Here is a 15312-nt window from a genome sequence, read left to right on the forward strand (position 1 = left end):
TGAGGGTCGGGGCGGCGCGGATCGTCAGCCCCGCGCCGAAAGGGTGAACTTCCTTGATCGGCATCTCGGAGATCGAAGCCGCCGCCGAGCGGATCGCCGGGCACATCGTGCGCACCCCCACGGTGCCGAGCCCCGGCCTGTCCGCGCTGCTCGGCGTACCGGTGACCGCCAAGCTCGAACTGCTCCAGCGCACCGGCTCGTTCAAGGCCCGCGGGGCGACGGCGAAGCTGCTGTCACTGGACGCGGCACAGCGGGCGGCGGGCGTGGTCGCGGTCAGCGGCGGCAACCACGGGATCGCGCTCGCGGTGATGGCCGCCGCCCTGGAGGTGAAGGCCACGGTGGTGATGCCCCGGACGGCCCCGGCCCGTTCCGTCGAGATCGCGGAGGGCACCGGGGCGGCGGTGCAGCTGACCGACGGCATGGCCGAGGCGTTCGCGACGGCGGCCCGGCTGCGCGACGAGGGGCTCACCCTGGTCCACCCCTTCGACGACCCGGTCGTGGTCGCCGGGCAGGGCACGGTCGGCCTGGAGCTGGCCCGGGACGCCGGCGAGCTGACCGACGTGCTGGTCAGCGTGGGCGGCGGCGGACTGATCGCGGGCATCGCCGCGGCCCTGCGCGCGCTGCGCCCCGGGGTGCGGGTGTGGGGCGTGGAGACGGAGGGCGCCGAGGCCATGTCCCGGGCGCTGGCGGCCGGCGGTCCGCTGCCGGTGGATCTCTCCTCCGTGGTCACCACCCTGAGCGCGCCCTCGGTGTCGCGGCTCACCTACGACCATGCCGCCGCCCTGGTGGAGGAGGTGCTGGTGGTCTCCGACCGGGCGGCCGTGCAGGGGTGCCTGGAGCTGGCCGAGCACGCCAAGGTGTGGACCGAGCCCGCCGCCGGCTGTCTGCTGCCGGCCGCCCGCCGGGTGCGCGAACGGATCGGCGCGCAGGCGCGCATCGGACTGGTGGTGTGCGGGGGCAACGCGACCGTCGGGGACGTGATCGGCTGGGCCGAGCGGTTCGGGCTGCGCTGATCTCCCGTCCGGCGGTCGCGCCGCTCCTCCGTCGGCGGCTGCGCGGATCTTCGCTGCGGCGATCGGGTGAAGCACCCGTTTTCGTCCCCGCCGGGCGGGGACTCGGGCGGCATGGTGCAAATCGGATACACGATGATGACCGAGCAGGCCGGGCCCCGGGAACTGGTCGGCCACGTGGTGCGGGCCGAGGAGGTCGGCTTCGACTTCTCGGTCATCTCGGACCACTACTTCCCCTGGCTGCGCTCCCAGGGCCATGCGCCGTACGCGTGGAGCGTCCTCGGGGCGGCCGCGCAGGCCACCTCGCGCATCCCGCTGATGACGTACGTGACCTGCCCGACCTTCCGTTACCACCCGGCGGTGGTGGCGCAGAAGGCGGCGACGGTGCAGCTGCTGTCCGAGGGCCGGTTCCGCCTCGGTCTCGGCTCGGGCGAGAACCTGAACGAGCATGTGGTGGGCGGCGGCTGGCCATCGGTCGACGTCCGGCACGAACGCCTGGAGGAGGCCGTCGAGATCATCCGCGCGCTGTTCGGCGGTGGTCACATCACCCGGCACGGCGCGCACTTCGACGTGGAGTCGGCCCGGCTGTGGGACCTGCCGGACCAGCCGCCGCCCATCGGCATCGCCGTCTCCGGGGAGCAGTCGTGCAGGCTGGCCGGGCACCTGGCCGACCTGGTCATCGCCACCGAGCCCAAGCCGCAGCTGCTCGAGGCCTTCGACCGGCACGGCGGCGAGGGCAAGCCGCGGGTGGGCCAGCTGCCGGTGTGCTACGACACCGACCGGGACGCCGCGATCAAGCGGGCGCACGAGCAGTTCCGCTGGTTCGGCAGCGGCTGGAAGGTCAACTCCGAGCTGCCGCACCCGGATTCGTTCGACTCGGCGACCCAGTTCGTCACCCCGGACGACGTGGCCGAGTCGATCCCGTGCGGCGCCGACCCGGAGGCCTTCGTCGAGGCCGTACGCCCCTACGCCGAGGCCGGGTTCACCGAGGTCGCCCTGGTGCAGATCGGCGGGGACGCGCAGGAGCCGTTCCTCGACTGGTCGGCGAAGACGCTGCTGCCCGCGCTGCGGGACGCCTTCGGCTGACCGGCGGCGGGACGCGGGCCGGACCGCACCCGCGCCCCACGGAGACGAGATTCACCCGGACGCCTGAGCATCTTGTGCGTCCGGGGGGTACTAGAGGGCCCTACGTCCCGATGTCCTCGGAGGGCCCAACTCGTGAACTGTTTCGTGCACAGGAGCTTGGTGGTGCAGTTGCAGGCGGGCGGCACGGACCGTTTCCCCGTGCTCGCGCACCTGAGCTACGACGCCGCCGACCCGTTCGCCGTCACGGCCGTGTTCAGCCATGACGGGCGGGTGCTCGCCCGGTGGAAGCTGGACCGGGAGATGCTCCAGGAGGGGCTGGCGCGCCCGGTGGGCATCGGCGACGTCCGCTTCCGCCCGGCCTCGACCGGCCCGTGGGAGGAACTGTGCATGGAGTTCTACGGTGACGCCCATCCCGACGGCGGCCGGCACCACGCGGCGGTGTACGTGTGGGCGCCGGCCGTCTCGGGTTTCCTGAAGGACACCTACCAGGTGGTGGCGCCGGGCCAGGAGCAGGTCGGCGTGGACGACTTCCTGGCCGAGGTCATCGCGGGCGGCTGAGCCGTACGGGAAGCCGGGGCGGCCCGCCCCGGCCCCGCTCACCGCGCGGGACGTACGGCGCTCACCGGGACGTGTAGCGGCGCCGTGTCCACAGCGGCAGCACGAACCAGCACAGCAGGTACCAGACGACCACCAGCGCCAGCAGCCAGGGCACGAAGTCGTCGTGCGTCGCCACCCGCAGGATCAGCAGCAGCGCCGAGGTCATGGTGGCCAGCAGCAGGACGAGACCGACGAAGGTCAGCCGGGACGCCCACCGCACCGCCTGGGGCTTGACCCGTCGGCCGGAGACCAGCCGGTGCAGGGAGACGGGCCCGATGAGAGCGCCGGTCGCCGTCGCCCCGAGGACGACCGTGACGATGTAGAGGGTCTGGTCGGCGTGGCTGAGCGCCTCGTACTTGGGCTGGAAGACGACGGTGAGCAGGAAGCCGAAGAGGATCTGCACGCCCGTCTGGGCCACGCGCACCTCCTGGATGAGCTCGCCCCACATCCGGTCGGCGCGCTCCTCCTCGGTCTCGTCGCGCCCCCGCCGCCGGGCCTCGCCCGGACCCGATCTCGCCACCGTCACTGGGCCTCCCGCTTCCGCGTGTCCGTTCCGTCGTCCTCGCGGGTTCCCCGTGCACGGCGAATCGTGCCTGGTCGGTGCCTTGTTTGAGCGATCGGCCGCCGGTTACACGGTCCGGTGACGAACGGCACCCCATTCGAGGAGGTCCTGGCCGATGCCCGGCACGCAACTCACGGTGACACTCAGCGGCGGCGACGTGGCCGACGCCCGCGCGGTCGTCAGGGCGCTGGAGGGCTCCTTCGGGGCGCCGGACGAACTGCCCGGCGACGAGAACGCGACCGTCCGCACGGCCACCTTCTCCGCCGCGGCCGAGGGAGCGTCCGGCCGGCCCGTACCGGCGCCGTCCGGCGGCGAGCAGGGGGGCGGGCGGCTGTCCGCGCCCGTCACCGTCACCCTCCAGGGCACGCCGGAGGCCGTGGCGCGGGCCGGCGACACGCTCGCCCGCGCCTTCACCGCTCACGACGAGGGCGCGGCGGCCGGCGACCAGGAGCAGGAGCGGCAGCTGCGCCTGGAGCCGTGAGCGCCGAACGGCGCCCACGGGCCGGGCGGGCGGCCGCCGACGGTGCGGGCGGCTACCAGCGGGACTCGACCTGGTCCTTGACGCGCCGCTCGTACAGGTCCCGGACCGCCGTCAGGGTCTCCTCGGAGAGCGGTGGCATCTTCCCGGCGGCCGCGTTGGCGCGGGCCTGTTCCGGGGAGCGGGCGCCGGGGATGACGGTGGTGACGCCGGGTTGCTGGATGATCCAGCGCAGCGCCAGCTGGGCCGGGGTGCAGCCCTCGGGGGCCAGCGCGGCGAACTCCGCCGCGGCCTCCACGCCCGTCTCGTAGTCGACGCCGGAGAAGGTCTCGCCCTGGTCGAATGCCTCGCCGTGCCGGTTGTAGGTGCGGTGGTCGTCGGCGGCGAAGACGGTGTCCTTGGTGTACTTGCCGGACAGCAGCCCGGAGGCCAGCGGGACCCGGGCGATGATGCCGACGCCCGCCTCGCGCGCGGCGGGCAGCACCTCGCGCAGCGGCTTCATCCGGAACGGGTTGAGGATGATCTGCACACTGGCCACGTTCGGCCGGGCGATGGCGGTGAGCGCCTCGGCGCACGTCTCCACGCTGACGCCGTAGGCGGCGACGCGCTCCTCCGCCACCAGGGTGTCCAGGGCGTCGAACACCTCGTCGCTGGAGTACACGGGGGTCGGCGGGCAGTGCAGCTGCACGAGGTCGATCCGGTCGACGCCGAGATTGCGCCGCGAACGGTCGTTCCAGGCGCGGAAGTTGTCCAGCACGTAGTTCTGCGGAATCTGCTCCACGCGCCGGCCCATCTTGGTGGCGACCAGCACGTGCAGATCGGGCCGGGTGCTGAGGAAGGTGGCGATGGTCTGCTCGCTGCGGCCGTCGCCGTACACGTCGGCGGTGTCGAAGAAGGTCACGCCGGACTCGGCGGCGGCCTCCAGTACGGCGAGGGCTTCCTTGTCGTCCACATCGCCCCAGTCGGCGCCCAGCTGCCAGGTGCCGAGCCCGACGACCGACGCGTGCTGGTGCGACCTGCCGAATTCACGTTCGTCCATGGGGCCAGTCTGGCATCCGGCGCCCGGGCCGCCCCGGGCGGCGGTCCCGGCCGGGGCGGCCGCTCACCCGGGCAGGGGCGTGAGCTGGGACTGCACGGCGGGCGCGTAGCGCGCCACGATGTCCTCGATCGCGCTCGCCCGCAGCCGGGGGCCGCGGGCGAGGCCGTACATCGCGCTGAGCCCGAGCAGGACGCCGACGGCGAGCTCGGCGCGCAGCGCGGCGTCGGGGCCGGTGAGGCGGTCGGCGAGGCGTTCGGTGACCTGGACGCGGAAGTTGGCGCGCAGGACCTCGCCGCGCTCGCCGTGCAGCGGCGCGAAGACGATCCGCAGGACGGGGTCGGTGCCCCGGTCGAGCTGGCTGCGCAGGACGTGGCGGACCATGTGGCGGCCCAGTTCGGGAAGGGGCGCTTCGAACAGGCCGGCCGCGTCGGCCTCGAAGGACATCACGCGGGCGAAGAGGGCGTCCTTGGAGCCGAAGTACTTCAGGATCAACGGCGGGCTGACACCGGCGCGTTCGGCGACCGCCTTGAGCGTGATCCCCGCGTGGCCCTGCCGGGCGAGGAAGTACCGGGCGGCGGTGAGGATGGCCGCCTTGGTCGCCTCGGCGTCCCGGCGGCCGGGCGCGGCCGTGTCCCGGGGCGCGGCGGGAGCTTCCTCGGAGGTGACGGCAGGCGGAGTGGGGGCGGGGGGCCGGGCGGTCATGCCTCCTCCAGTGCCTGGTCCCGGGGGTCGGGGGTGCTCCCGGCGGCGCGGCGGGTGCCGGCCGGCTCCTTGTCGCCGGGGATGGTGAGGGCGGCGGCGCAGGCGACGAGGCCCACGGCGGCGGCCATCGCGAAGGCGAGCACATAGCCGTGCAGGGTGGGCACGAGCGTCCCGCCGAGACGGCTGCTGTGGTGGACGAGGACCGCGGCGACGGCGGCGCTGGAGACGGCCTGGCCGATGGTGCGCATCAGGACGTTGACGCCGTTGGCGGAGGCGGTCTGGGCGGCCGGGACGGCGCGCAGGATCAGGGTGGGCAGCGCGGAGTAGGCGAGGGTGGTGCCGGTCGCCACGACCGTGGCGCCGAGGATGATCATCCACAGGTCGCGGCTGTCGGCGATGCGCAGCACATAGCCGCAGGCGATGACCGCGGCGCCGAGCGCCAGGGTGACGCGGGGGCCGCGGGCCGCGGAGATGCGCGCGGACAGCGGCGAGAACAGCAGCATGGTGACGCCGCCCGGCAGCAGGCACAGGCCGGTGGCGACGATGGACAGCCCGAGCCCGTACCCGGTGGCCTTCGGCGCCTGCACGAGCTGCGCCGTGACGAGGGAGTTGGCGTAGAAGGCGAAGCCGGTCAGCAGGGCGGCCACGTGCGAGAGGCCGACCCTGGGGCGGGTGACCAGCCGCAGGTCGACCAGCGGCCGGGCCGTGCGCAGCTGCTGCCGCCACCACAGGGCGAGGACGACGACGGAGCCGAGGAACAGGCCGAGCACCCGGGGGCTCGTCCAGCCCCACTGGCTGCCCTGGGAGACGCCGAGGAGCAGGCAGACCAGGCCGGCGGCCAGGCCGAGCGCGCCGAGCACGTCGAACCGGCCGGGTTCGCGCACGGGGGACTCGCGCACCGCCCACCACACCGCGCTCACGCCGAGCGCGCCGAGGGCGCTGGTGAGCCAGAACATGGTGTGCCAGTCGGCGTACTGCACGACCAGCGCGGCCAGCGGCAGTCCGAGGGCGGCGCCGATGCCGACGGTGGAACTCATCAGGGCGACCGCCGATCCCCGGCGCTCCGGCGGGAGTTCGTCGCGCAGGATGCTGATGGACAGCGGGACGACGGAGGCCGCGGCGCCCTGGAGCGCGCGGGCGGTGATGAGGACGGCGATGTCGGAGGAGAGCGCGCACATCACCGAGCCGACGGTCATCAGCGCGAGGGCGGACGTCAGCACCCGGCGTTTGCCGTACATGTCGCCGGCCCGGCCGAGGACGGGGGTGAGGACGGCGCCGGACAGCAGGGTCGCGGTCACCGTCCAGGAGACCGCGCCCGGCGAGGAGCCGGTCAGCCGGGGCAGATCGGGCAGCAGCGGCACGACCACCGTCTGCATGACGGCCATGAGGATCCCGCCGAACGCCAGCACCGGGATGGTGAGCCGGTCCCTCAGCCGCGTACCCGGGGCGGGCGCGCCGGCCGGGTCGGATATCGGTGCGGGCTGTTCCATCGGCAGGCTCCAGCGGACGGCGCGGTGTGGGGATGAGGTGAACAGCCATTCACCTTATCGGGTGAATGGCTGTTCACCAACGCGCGCGGTCGGGCGCCCGGCGCTCTCATGAGGTGCGCCGGAGCGTTCGGTCAGCCGGCGGCCGCCGCCGTACGGCACTCCGGGTGACCCCAGCCCTGGTCGTTCTTGGCGATGGACTCGCCGGCCGCGTAGGAGCGGCCGCACATGCACCGGCCGGGGAACTTCGCCTTGATGGTGCGGGCGGAGCCGGCGCCCGCGGTGCGGGTCCGCGCGCCCTTGGCCGTGCTGCCGCCCGGGCGGCGGCGGGGCGCGGCGGAGGCCGGGGCGGTGGGCGACGGCGGGGGCTCGGGCGAGCCGAGGGCGCTGCCGGCGGCGGTCTGCGCGGTGGCGGCCTGGCTGGCGGCGCGGTCGGCGAAGTCGTTGAGGGGGTCGCCGTCGACCTGGTGGGCGGGGACGTAGCGGAAGTCGACGGTGCGGCCGTCGAGCAGTTCGTCGATCCGCACGACCAGTTCCTGGTTGGCGACCGGCTTGCCGGCGGCCGTCTTCCAGCCGTTGCGCTTCCAGCCGGGCAGCCAGGTGGTGACGGCCTTCATCGCGTACTGCGAGTCCATCCGCACCTCGAGCGGCACCCCGGGGTCGGTCGCCGCCAGCAGCCGCTCCAGGGCGGTGAGTTCGGCGACGTTGTTGGTGGCGGTGCCGAGCGCTCCGGCCTCCCATCGGGACGCCGTCTCGGCGTCCTCGGAGACCACCCATGCCCAGCCCGCCGGTCCCGGATTCCCCTTCGACGCCCCGTCGCACGCGGCCACCACTCGTTCAAGCATGGGCTCGATGATGCCACGGCCGGACGGGTGCCCCGGGCCACCGCCGGGTCGCCCGGGGAAGGGCCGCGGCCCGGGTCCGGTCGCGGTTACGGGGCTTCGGCGGCCCGCGGCATCTCGCCGCGGCGGGTGGTGACGTCGATCACGGAGAAGTTCGCTCCCTGCGGATCGGTGAGCGCCGCGAAGCGGCCGAAGGGGCTGTCCGCCGGGCCGGACCGCACGGCCGCGCCCCGCTCGGTCGCGGCGGCGACGGCCGCGTCGCAGTCGGGGACGGTGAAGTAGACGTTGACGTAGGCCGGGATCCCGGGCGGGAAGTGGTCCGTCATCCGCATCCGGCCGAGGACCGGGTCGGCGGCCGGCCCACTCCCCCGGTTCGGGTGGGCCGGCCGCGCGGCCGCCCGCTACTCGCCCGCGTACGCCCTCTCGAGGGCGGCGAGGTCGAGCTTCCCCATGGCGAGCATGGCCCGCACGGTGCGGGACGCTTTTCCGGCGTCGGGGTCGGTGATCATGTCGAGGAGCGCGGTCGGGACGATCTGCCAGGACACTCCGTACTTGTCCTTGAGCCAGCCGCACGGTCCGGGTTCGCCGCCGTCCGCGGTGAGCGTGGCCCAGTAGTGGTCGACCTCCGCCTGGTCGGCGCAGTCGATGCGGAAGGAGATCGCCTCGCTGAACGTGAACTGCGGGCCGCCGTTCAGCGCCATGAACCGCTGGCCGTTGGCCGTGAAGTCGACGGCGAGCACGGAGCCGGCCGGGCCGGGGCCGCCCTCGGCGGAGTGGCTGATCCGGTCGACGGAGGACTTGTCGAACACCGAGACGTAGTAGTGGGCGGCCTCCTCGGCCTGTCCGTCGAACCAGAGACAGGTGGTGAATCCTTCGCCGGCCATGGGTTCCTCCTGGGGGTGCGGGTCGCGCTGCGGGAGTGCTGGTCGCGCCGTCATCCGTATCGACCGGTCAGGGCGCCGAAACTCATCGCTCGGCCGGGAAATGCGTCCCGGGCTCGCTCTGCCCGCGGCGAATCTGCCACGGGCAGAGAAACGCCCCCGGCACCCCGCCTCCGGCCGACAGTGGTCGGGACGGCATCCACGCCACGACGGAGGAGACCGATGACCGTACCGACCGCACGCGCCCCACGCGCCGAGGACGGCGACACGCCGCCCAGCCGTTTCGACGACCACCTCGCGGCCCAACTGCTCGCCCGGCGCATCGTGTTCCTCGGCACCCAGGTCGACGAGGTGTCGGCCAACCGGGTGTGCGCACAGCTGCTCCTGCTGTCCGCCGAGGACCCGCGCACCGACATCGCCCTGTGCATCAACAGCCCCGGCGGCTCGGTCACGGCGGGACTGGCCATCTACGACACGATGCAGCTCGTCCCGAACGACGTGTCCACGCTGGCGATGGGCTTCGCCGCGAGCATGGGCCAGTTCCTGCTGACCGTGGGGACGCCCGGGAAGCGGTTCGCGCTCCCGCACGCGCGGATCATGATGCACCAGCCGTCCGCGGGGATCGGCGGCACGACCGCCGACATCGAGATCCAGGCGGAGAACCTGGAGTACACCAAGCGGACCATGGAACGGCTCACGGCCCGGCACACCGGGCAGAGCGAGGAGACGATCGCGCGCGACGGCGACCGGGACCGCTGGTTCACCGCCGAGCAGGCCAGGGAGTACGGGATGGTGGACCGGGTGGTGGACTCGCTGGCCGATGTCCGCCCGGCCGCGTCCCGCCGGCGGATGGGACTGTGACATGGGGTCGTACACGGTTCCGTACGTGATCGAGCGGACCGCGCAGGGCGAGCGGTCCTACGACGTGTTCAGCCGGCTGCTGAACGAGCGGATCATCTTCCTCGGCACCGAGATCGACGACGGCGTCGCCAACGTCGTCATCGCGCAGCTCCTGCACCTGGAGTCCGCGTCCCCGGAGCACGAGATCTCGATCTACCTCAACTCGCCCGGCGGCTCGTTCACCTCGCTGATGGCGATCTACGACACGATGACGTTCGTGCAGTCGCCGATCTCCACGTTCTGCGTGGGGCAGGCGGCCTCCACAGCGGCGGTGCTGCTGGCGGGCGGGGACCCGGGGCGGCGGTTCGTGCTGGAGCACGCGCGGGTGCTGCTGGGGCAGCCGGCCAGCGGCGGCCGCCAGGGCACGGTCTCCGACCTCGCGCTCCAGGCCAAGGAGATGGTCCGGGTCCGCGCGCAGGTCGAGGAGGTCCTGTCCCGGCACACCGGCCACGACCCGGCCGCGCTGCGCGCCGACATGGACCGCGACAAGGTGTTCACCGCCCAGGAGGCGGTGGCGTACGGACTCGCCGACGAGGTGCTGAGCCGCCGCCTCGTGTCGGTCTGAGACACGAACCGGGGGCGTGTGCCGCGCGGCACACGCCCCGGGGCACACGGGTCGCGCGGCGCGAACACGCGGGGCCCGGGCGTGCGGGGCCCGGGCGCACAGGGCCGGGCACACGGACCGCCGGTCACGGTCGCACGGGCCGGTCGGCGGGGGCACACGCGGCACGGGTCGGCGGTCGCGGGCACCCGCACCGCACGGCGCGGACACACGCGGCGCGCAGCGCGGCCGCGCTGCTGTCAGGCCGCCAGGCAGAAGCCGTCGGCGTGGTTGCCGGGGGCGGATCCCCGGTCGCGGCCCGCGAGCAGGCTGGTGACCCGTACCAGCTCGCCGTGCGCGAGGGCGAGCAGGTCACCGAGGCCGAGCCCGAGGGCCTGGGCGGCGGCCGCCAACACCTCCGAGGAGGCTTCCTTGCGGCCCCGTTCGATCTCCGACAGGTACGGCATGGAGATCCGCGCCGCGTCGGCCACGTCCTTCAGCGTGCGCTCCTGGGCGAGCCGCTCGCGGCGCAGCACGTCCCCGACGAGGTCGCGCCAGAGGGGCTCGCGCGCGGGGCGGCCACCGGGACGGCCGTCGGTCTCCGGGCCCTCGCCGAGCGGACGGCCGGCCACTGGGCGTGCCGCGACCGGGCGGCCGGACTCCGGACGTTCCCCGGCCGGCCGGGCGGACGCCGGGCGGGCGGCCGGGCGCGCCGACGCCGGGCGTACGGACGCGGGGCGCTCCGTGACCGGTCCGACAGCGGACGGACGGGCAGCGGACGGACCGACGGCCGGCGGGAAGGCGGCGGACGGACGGCCGGGGAACGGGCGGCCGGCCGGACGGGAGCCCGCAGGGGCCTCCGTCGCGGGGCGGGCGGCCTCCGGGCGGGTGGCCGGGGAGCGGAGAGGGGCGACGCGGGCTTGGTTCGGCGCTTGGTTGGTCACCTCCCCAGGATCAGGAGTCCTGGACGCCCGGGGAAGGGGGCGGCATTCTGCCCTGGGTGAATCACCGGCGCGCGGAAGGGCGGACACGGTGCTGCGGGACACCTTCGCCGAGGACGCCGGGCGGTACGACCCGGCCCGGCCCCGCTACCCGGCAACCCTGGTGGCGGAGTTGGCCCGCGCGGCGGGGCTCGGCCCGGGGGCGCGGGTCCTGGAGATCGGTCCCGGCACCGGCCAGCTCACCGTCGCGCTCGCCCGGTCCGGGTGCCGCCTCACCGCCGTGGAGCGCGGCCCGGCGCTGGCGGCCGTGAGGCGGCGGCTGGCGGCGTATCCGGCGGCCGAGGTGGTGACGGCCGGGTTCGAGGAGTGGGCGCCGCCCGGCGCCCCGTACGACGCCGTGGTCTGCGCGGCCGCGTTCCACTGGCTCGACCCGGCGCTGCGGGTGCCGAAGGCGGCGGGGGTGCTGCGCCCCGGCGGCCTGCTGGCCCTGGTGACCACCCGGCATGTGGCGGGCGGCACGGAGGACTTCTTCACGCGGGTGCAGCGCTGCTACGAGCGGTGGGTGCCGGGCACCCCGCCCGCCCTGCGGCTCCGCGCCGAGACGGAGGTCGCCACGGACACGTCCGAGCTGGAGCGCTCACCGCTCCTCGGTCCGGTCGCGGTGACCCGCCGTCCAAAGGAGATCGGCTACTCCACGGCCGCCCGCCTGCTGTGCGCCTTCTCCAACCACCCGCGCCCTGGCTCCGGCCGCCCGCGAGGGCCTGCTGTCGTGCGTCCGGGAGCTGGTCGACGCCCGCCACGGCGGCCTGGTCGTCGAGCGCACCCTGCACGAGCTGGTCACCGCGCCCCGGACCGCGAGCGCCGCAGACTGAGGCCCCTCCCGCCTCCCCTTCCCCCCTCTCCCCCGGCGGTCCCGCCCCGGCGCCGCCGCGGGGACGCCTCCACGGATTCCCCACCCCGTGGGCACACGTTCGGCATGGGTCGCGTCGACCGGGGTATCCGCAGGGCACGCCCCGCCGGGAAGCGCGGGGCTCCGAGGCGGCGGTCCACCGATCGGCGCCGGGACCGGAACCGGGCATATGTTCCCGCGCAGCGGGTACCCGCAGGTCCCGGGCCGGCAGTCGCCGCCGCGGAACCGTTGGACAGACATGTACATGAAGGCCGAAGAGGCAGGGGGCGAACCGTGACTTTCGCAGGAGAGGCAATGGACACCGCCGAGGCCCGGTCCGGCGCGACGGTCGAGGAGATCCGGGAGAACCAGACGGACGGTGCGCCCCTCCCGGCGGTCGCCGACCCCCGTGCGGTCGCCCCGCGCGACGCGCGCGAGCTGTCCCGGCACTTCTTCCGCCGTCTGACGGAGCTCGAAGAGGGCACGCACGAATACCAGTTCGCGCGCAACACGCTCATCGAGATGAACATGTCGCTGGTGCGGTTCGCCGCGGGCCGGTTCCGCAACCGCAGCGACGACATGGAGGACATCGTCCAGACCGGGATGATCGGCCTGATCAAGGCCATCGACCGGTTCGAGCTGTCGCGCGAGGTCGAGTTCACCTCGTTCGCGCTCCCGTACATCGTCGGCGAGATCAAGCGCTTCTTCCGCGACACCACCTGGGCCGTGCACGTGCCGCGCCGGCTCCAGGAGCTGCGCGTGGAGCTGGCCCGGGCCCGCGAGGAGCTGTCCAGCCGGCTCGACCGCGAGCCGACCGTCGCCGAGCTGGCCACCTTGATGAACCTGTCCGAGAGCGAGGTCGTCGAGGCGCAGATCGCCTCCAACGGGTACAACTCCTCGTCCCTGGACGCCGCCCTCACCGGGGACGGCCCCGAGGGCGGTGAGGCGGTGCTCGCCGACTTCATCGGCGTGGAGGAACACGGGATCAGACTCGTCGAGGACTTCCACGCGCTCGCGCCGCTCGTCGCCGACCTCAGCGAACGGGACCGGCGCATCATCCATCTCCGGTTCGTCGAAGAGGCCACTCAGGCGGAGATCGGCGAGCAGCTGGGCTGTTCGCAGATGCACGTCTCGCGTCTGATCAAGCGGATCATCACGCAGCTGCGCCAGGGCATGCTGGGCGATCTGGGCGCCGTCTGAGACGCCTCGTCCGGACGTCGTTCCTCGCGCCCGGACGTCGACCGAGGAACATCGGGGGGCCGCCGCGCCGCGGTCAGGCCGTGGCCGGAGCGCGCGGATGGCCCTCCCACGGGCGACGAGCGACCGTCGCACGGGTACGGACGCACAGAAACGGGCCGGTCCAGGCCGCTCAGTCGCGCCCCAGGCGCACCAGCGCGCGGACACGTTTGCCGACCGGAACGCGGTCGGCGGTGACGTCGGCCGCCAAGGCGTGCACGATCTCCAGACCGTGCCGGCCGATCCGTTCCGGGTCGCGGGGATAGCGCCGGGGCAGGGCGGCGCTGCTGTCGTAGACGCACACGGTCACCGAGGCGTCCGTGCCCTCCAGCTCCAGGATGTAGGGGCCGCCGCTGTGCCGGTCGGCGTTGGTGACCAGCTCGCTCACCACCAGCAGCAGTGCCTCGCCGGAGCTGCGGCCGATCGGCGCGCACCACTCGGTCCTCAGCTCCTCCAGGAAGTGCGCGGCGAAGGAACGCGCCTCGGCGATGCACCCGGGTTCGCCGGTGTAGTGCGCCGCCCGTCGAAGCGGTTCCACGGGTATGTCGAAGCGAGTGGGTATCACTGCCCCGTCCGGATGCTCGATCATGCGTTTCTCTCTCGGAAGCCGGTCCGACCGGACGCTACTGCACCTGTCCTGTTACCCACAGCCGCGCCCCGCAGTCCCCCGTGGCCGCGCCGACGCGGACGGACCTCCCGGCGGGCGCCCCGGCGGGTCGCTGCTTAGCGTGACAGCGTGAGCCGCCCGCCGAATCCTCCCGCCGCCCCGCCGGGCTCCCCCGCCCCGCCGCCCGCGTCCGCCGCACCGGTCACCGTCCGTCCCGGTTGGGTCCTGGCCCTGCTCACGGTGGTGGGCGCGATGGCGGCCATGGGTGCGGTGGCGGCGCTGGGGCTGTGGGCGGCCGGGGCCACCGACCTGCCCGGCAACGCGTTCCCGCGGGTGGTGGCGGCCAGTGTGGTCATGGCGGTCGGCGGGAGCATGGAGCTGTCCGGCGACGCGGGCGCGCTGGCCGCCAGCCATGCCGGGGTGACGGTGCTGCCCCTGTCGATCACGCTGGCCGGGGCGCTGGTCGTCGGCGCCGGCTTCCTGCGGCCGGCCCGGCACCGGACGGTGGCGGCGGCCGGGCGGCTGGCCGGGTGGGCCGCCCGTCTCGCCGTGCTGTGGCTGGCGGCGCTGGCCGGCCTGGCGTTCGCCGCCCACCAGACCTTCGCCGTCGATCCGGGCGACGGGGTGCTCGGGGCGATCGGCGAGCTGTTCGGTGCGCTGCCGACGGTCGGCTTCGCCACGAACGTCCCGCTGACGGTGGTGTTCGGACTGCTGTGGCTGCTCGGCGTCCTGGTGATCGCCCTCCTGGTGGCACGCGGGGTCCCGCTGCCGGCGCGGCTGCGCCGTCCGCAGGCCTCGGCGCGTCCGGTGGCGTACGCGATGGTGGTGCTGCTGCTCACGTACGTGGCCGTGGGGCTGGTCGTCGCCCTGGTGACGGCTGCCACCCGCGGTCATGCCACGCGGACCTTCGCCCTGATCCTGCTCGGGCTGCCGAACCTGACCTGGCCGGCCCTGACCATCGGGCTCGGGGCCACCTGGAACGGCAGGGTGGACGGCCCCTTCGGTCTGCCCGTGCCGCATCTGCTCGACGAGGTGCTGCGCACTCCGGACGTCTCCACGCTGAACCTGGGCACGCTGGCCGAGCACGACCACCGGGTGTGGTGGCTGGTGACCGTCGACGCGGTGCTGCTGCTCGCGGCCGCGTTCCTGGCGGCGGCACGTTCCCCGGCCCGGCTGCGGCTGTGGGAGCACGCCCTGCGGATGGCGGTGGCGCTGGTGCTGACGGTGCTGCTGATCTGCCTGACGGGCCGGATCTCCGCGCACTACGGGCTGTCCCTGCTCGGCATCGGGGACGTGGGCGGCGGGCTCTCCGGGGAAGTGCTGCTGCGGCCCCGCCTGTGGTCGGCGCTGGGCCTGGCCGCGCTGTGGGGCCTGGTGGCCGGAGTGCTGGGCGCGTTGCCGGCCCGCCTGGCGCGCCGCCGGCACGGTTCCTAGTGCTGTCACCGGGAGGGTCCGCCGGAAAGCTCGCGGCGTCCGGTGACGGGGGCGCCTCCCGCGCCGTTCGGGCAGTGGGG

16 protein-coding genes and 2 pseudogenes are annotated in these 15312 nt (G+C 74.3%); 9 read left to right on the plus strand and 9 right to left on the minus strand.

Features of this window, described 5'->3' with window-relative positions; all coding sequences use genetic code 11:
* Positions 1 to 53 precede the first annotated feature (53 nt).
* The 3 genes from AB0N63_RS30565 to AB0N63_RS30575 all read left to right on the plus strand — a co-directional run bounded on the left by AB0N63_RS30565 (position 54) and on the right by AB0N63_RS30575 (position 2654).
* The gene (locus AB0N63_RS30565; RefSeq protein WP_365533985.1) at positions 54 to 1013 is read left to right on the plus strand and encodes a threonine/serine dehydratase; all 960 of its coding nucleotides are present in this window, start codon (positions 54 to 56) and stop codon (positions 1011 to 1013) included.
* Between the two features lie 111 nt (positions 1014 to 1124).
* Complete coding sequence (locus tag AB0N63_RS30570) at positions 1125 to 2096, plus strand: LLM class F420-dependent oxidoreductase (RefSeq protein WP_365533988.1); 972 nt, start codon at positions 1125 to 1127, stop codon at positions 2094 to 2096.
* Between the two features lie 132 nt (positions 2097 to 2228).
* Positions 2229 to 2654 carry an SsgA family sporulation/cell division regulator gene (locus AB0N63_RS30575; protein WP_365533991.1) on the plus strand — a complete coding sequence of 142 codons (426 nt, stop codon included), beginning with the start codon at positions 2229 to 2231 and terminating at the stop codon, positions 2652 to 2654.
* Between the two features lie 61 nt (positions 2655 to 2715).
* On the opposite strand, the gene AB0N63_RS30580 is transcribed toward AB0N63_RS30575, so the two are convergent.
* Positions 2716 to 3141: a DUF6328 family protein gene (locus AB0N63_RS30580; protein WP_365534089.1), complete on the minus strand. Its 426-nt coding sequence runs from the start codon at positions 3139 to 3141 to the stop codon at positions 2716 to 2718.
* Between the two features lie 229 nt (positions 3142 to 3370).
* On the opposite strand from AB0N63_RS30580, the gene AB0N63_RS30585 reads away from it, so the two are divergent.
* On the plus strand, positions 3371 to 3736 hold the full coding sequence (locus AB0N63_RS30585) for a hypothetical protein (RefSeq protein ID WP_365533993.1): 366 nt from the start codon (positions 3371 to 3373) through the stop codon (positions 3734 to 3736).
* Between the two features lie 52 nt (positions 3737 to 3788).
* On the opposite strand, the gene AB0N63_RS30590 is transcribed toward AB0N63_RS30585, so the two are convergent.
* The 6 genes and pseudogenes from AB0N63_RS30590 to AB0N63_RS30615 all read right to left on the minus strand — a co-directional run bounded on the left by AB0N63_RS30590 (position 3789) and on the right by AB0N63_RS30615 (position 8687).
* Positions 3789 to 4772 carry an aldo/keto reductase gene (locus tag AB0N63_RS30590; RefSeq protein ID WP_365533996.1) on the minus strand — a complete coding sequence of 328 codons (984 nt, stop codon included), beginning with the start codon at positions 4770 to 4772 and terminating at the stop codon, positions 3789 to 3791.
* Positions 4773 to 4835: 63 nt separating this feature from the next.
* Positions 4836 to 5474: a TetR family transcriptional regulator gene (locus AB0N63_RS30595; protein ID WP_365533998.1), complete on the minus strand. Its 639-nt coding sequence runs from the start codon at positions 5472 to 5474 to the stop codon at positions 4836 to 4838.
* Positions 5471 to 6964: an MFS transporter gene (locus AB0N63_RS30600; protein ID WP_365534001.1), complete on the minus strand. Its 1494-nt coding sequence runs from the start codon at positions 6962 to 6964 to the stop codon at positions 5471 to 5473. The genes AB0N63_RS30595 and AB0N63_RS30600 overlap by 4 nt, the downstream gene beginning before the upstream one ends.
* Positions 6965 to 7095: 131 nt before the next feature.
* Entirely contained in the window at positions 7096 to 7806 is a 711-nt protein-coding gene (locus AB0N63_RS30605) for a ribonuclease H (RefSeq protein ID WP_365534003.1), read from the minus strand.
* A gap of 86 nt (positions 7807 to 7892) precedes the next feature.
* Positions 7893 to 8153: pseudogene (locus tag AB0N63_RS30610) on the minus strand (VOC family protein); the annotation flags it as partial.
* A gap of 51 nt (positions 8154 to 8204) precedes the next feature.
* Positions 8205 to 8687: a VOC family protein gene (locus tag AB0N63_RS30615; RefSeq protein WP_365534005.1), complete on the minus strand. Its 483-nt coding sequence runs from the start codon at positions 8685 to 8687 to the stop codon at positions 8205 to 8207.
* Between the two features lie 219 nt (positions 8688 to 8906).
* Between AB0N63_RS30615 and AB0N63_RS30620 the strand changes: the two genes are divergently transcribed.
* Both AB0N63_RS30620 and AB0N63_RS30625 read left to right on the plus strand, forming a co-directional pair.
* Positions 8907 to 9545 (plus strand): ATP-dependent Clp protease proteolytic subunit, encoded by a 639-nt coding sequence (locus AB0N63_RS30620; RefSeq protein ID WP_365534007.1) that lies wholly within the window; start codon positions 8907 to 8909, stop codon positions 9543 to 9545.
* Between the two features lies 1 nt (position 9546).
* Entirely contained in the window at positions 9547 to 10149 is a 603-nt protein-coding gene (locus AB0N63_RS30625) for an ATP-dependent Clp protease proteolytic subunit (protein ID WP_365534009.1), read from the plus strand.
* A 236-nt stretch (positions 10150 to 10385) separates the two neighbouring features.
* Here the strand turns inward: AB0N63_RS30625 and AB0N63_RS30630 are convergent, their stop codons facing one another.
* Complete coding sequence (locus AB0N63_RS30630) at positions 10386 to 10757, minus strand: helix-turn-helix transcriptional regulator (RefSeq protein WP_365534011.1); 372 nt, start codon at positions 10755 to 10757, stop codon at positions 10386 to 10388.
* 400 nt (positions 10758 to 11157) lie between these two features.
* Here AB0N63_RS30630 and AB0N63_RS30635 point away from each other — a divergent pair.
* Positions 11158 to 11938, plus strand: a pseudogene (locus AB0N63_RS30635) (class I SAM-dependent methyltransferase).
* Positions 11939 to 12270: 332 nt separating this feature from the next.
* Positions 12271 to 13155: an RNA polymerase sigma factor SigF gene (locus tag AB0N63_RS30640; RefSeq protein WP_365534014.1), complete on the plus strand. Its 885-nt coding sequence runs from the start codon at positions 12271 to 12273 to the stop codon at positions 13153 to 13155.
* Positions 13156 to 13324: 169 nt separating this feature from the next.
* On the opposite strand, the gene AB0N63_RS30645 is transcribed toward AB0N63_RS30640, so the two are convergent.
* A complete protein-coding gene (locus AB0N63_RS30645) occupies positions 13325 to 13780 on the minus strand; it encodes an ATP-binding protein (protein ID WP_365534016.1) in 456 nt (151 codons plus the stop codon).
* A gap of 147 nt (positions 13781 to 13927) precedes the next feature.
* Here AB0N63_RS30645 and AB0N63_RS30650 point away from each other — a divergent pair, with 147 nt between their 5' ends.
* On the plus strand, positions 13928 to 15232 hold the full coding sequence (locus AB0N63_RS30650) for a streptophobe family protein (protein ID WP_365534019.1): 1305 nt from the start codon (positions 13928 to 13930) through the stop codon (positions 15230 to 15232).
* Positions 15233 to 15312 lie beyond the last annotated feature (80 nt).

Source organism: Streptomyces sp. NPDC093260 (assembly GCF_040683715.1).
In the GTDB taxonomy this organism is placed as follows: domain Bacteria; phylum Actinomycetota; class Actinomycetes; order Streptomycetales; family Streptomycetaceae; genus Streptomyces; species Streptomyces sennicomposti.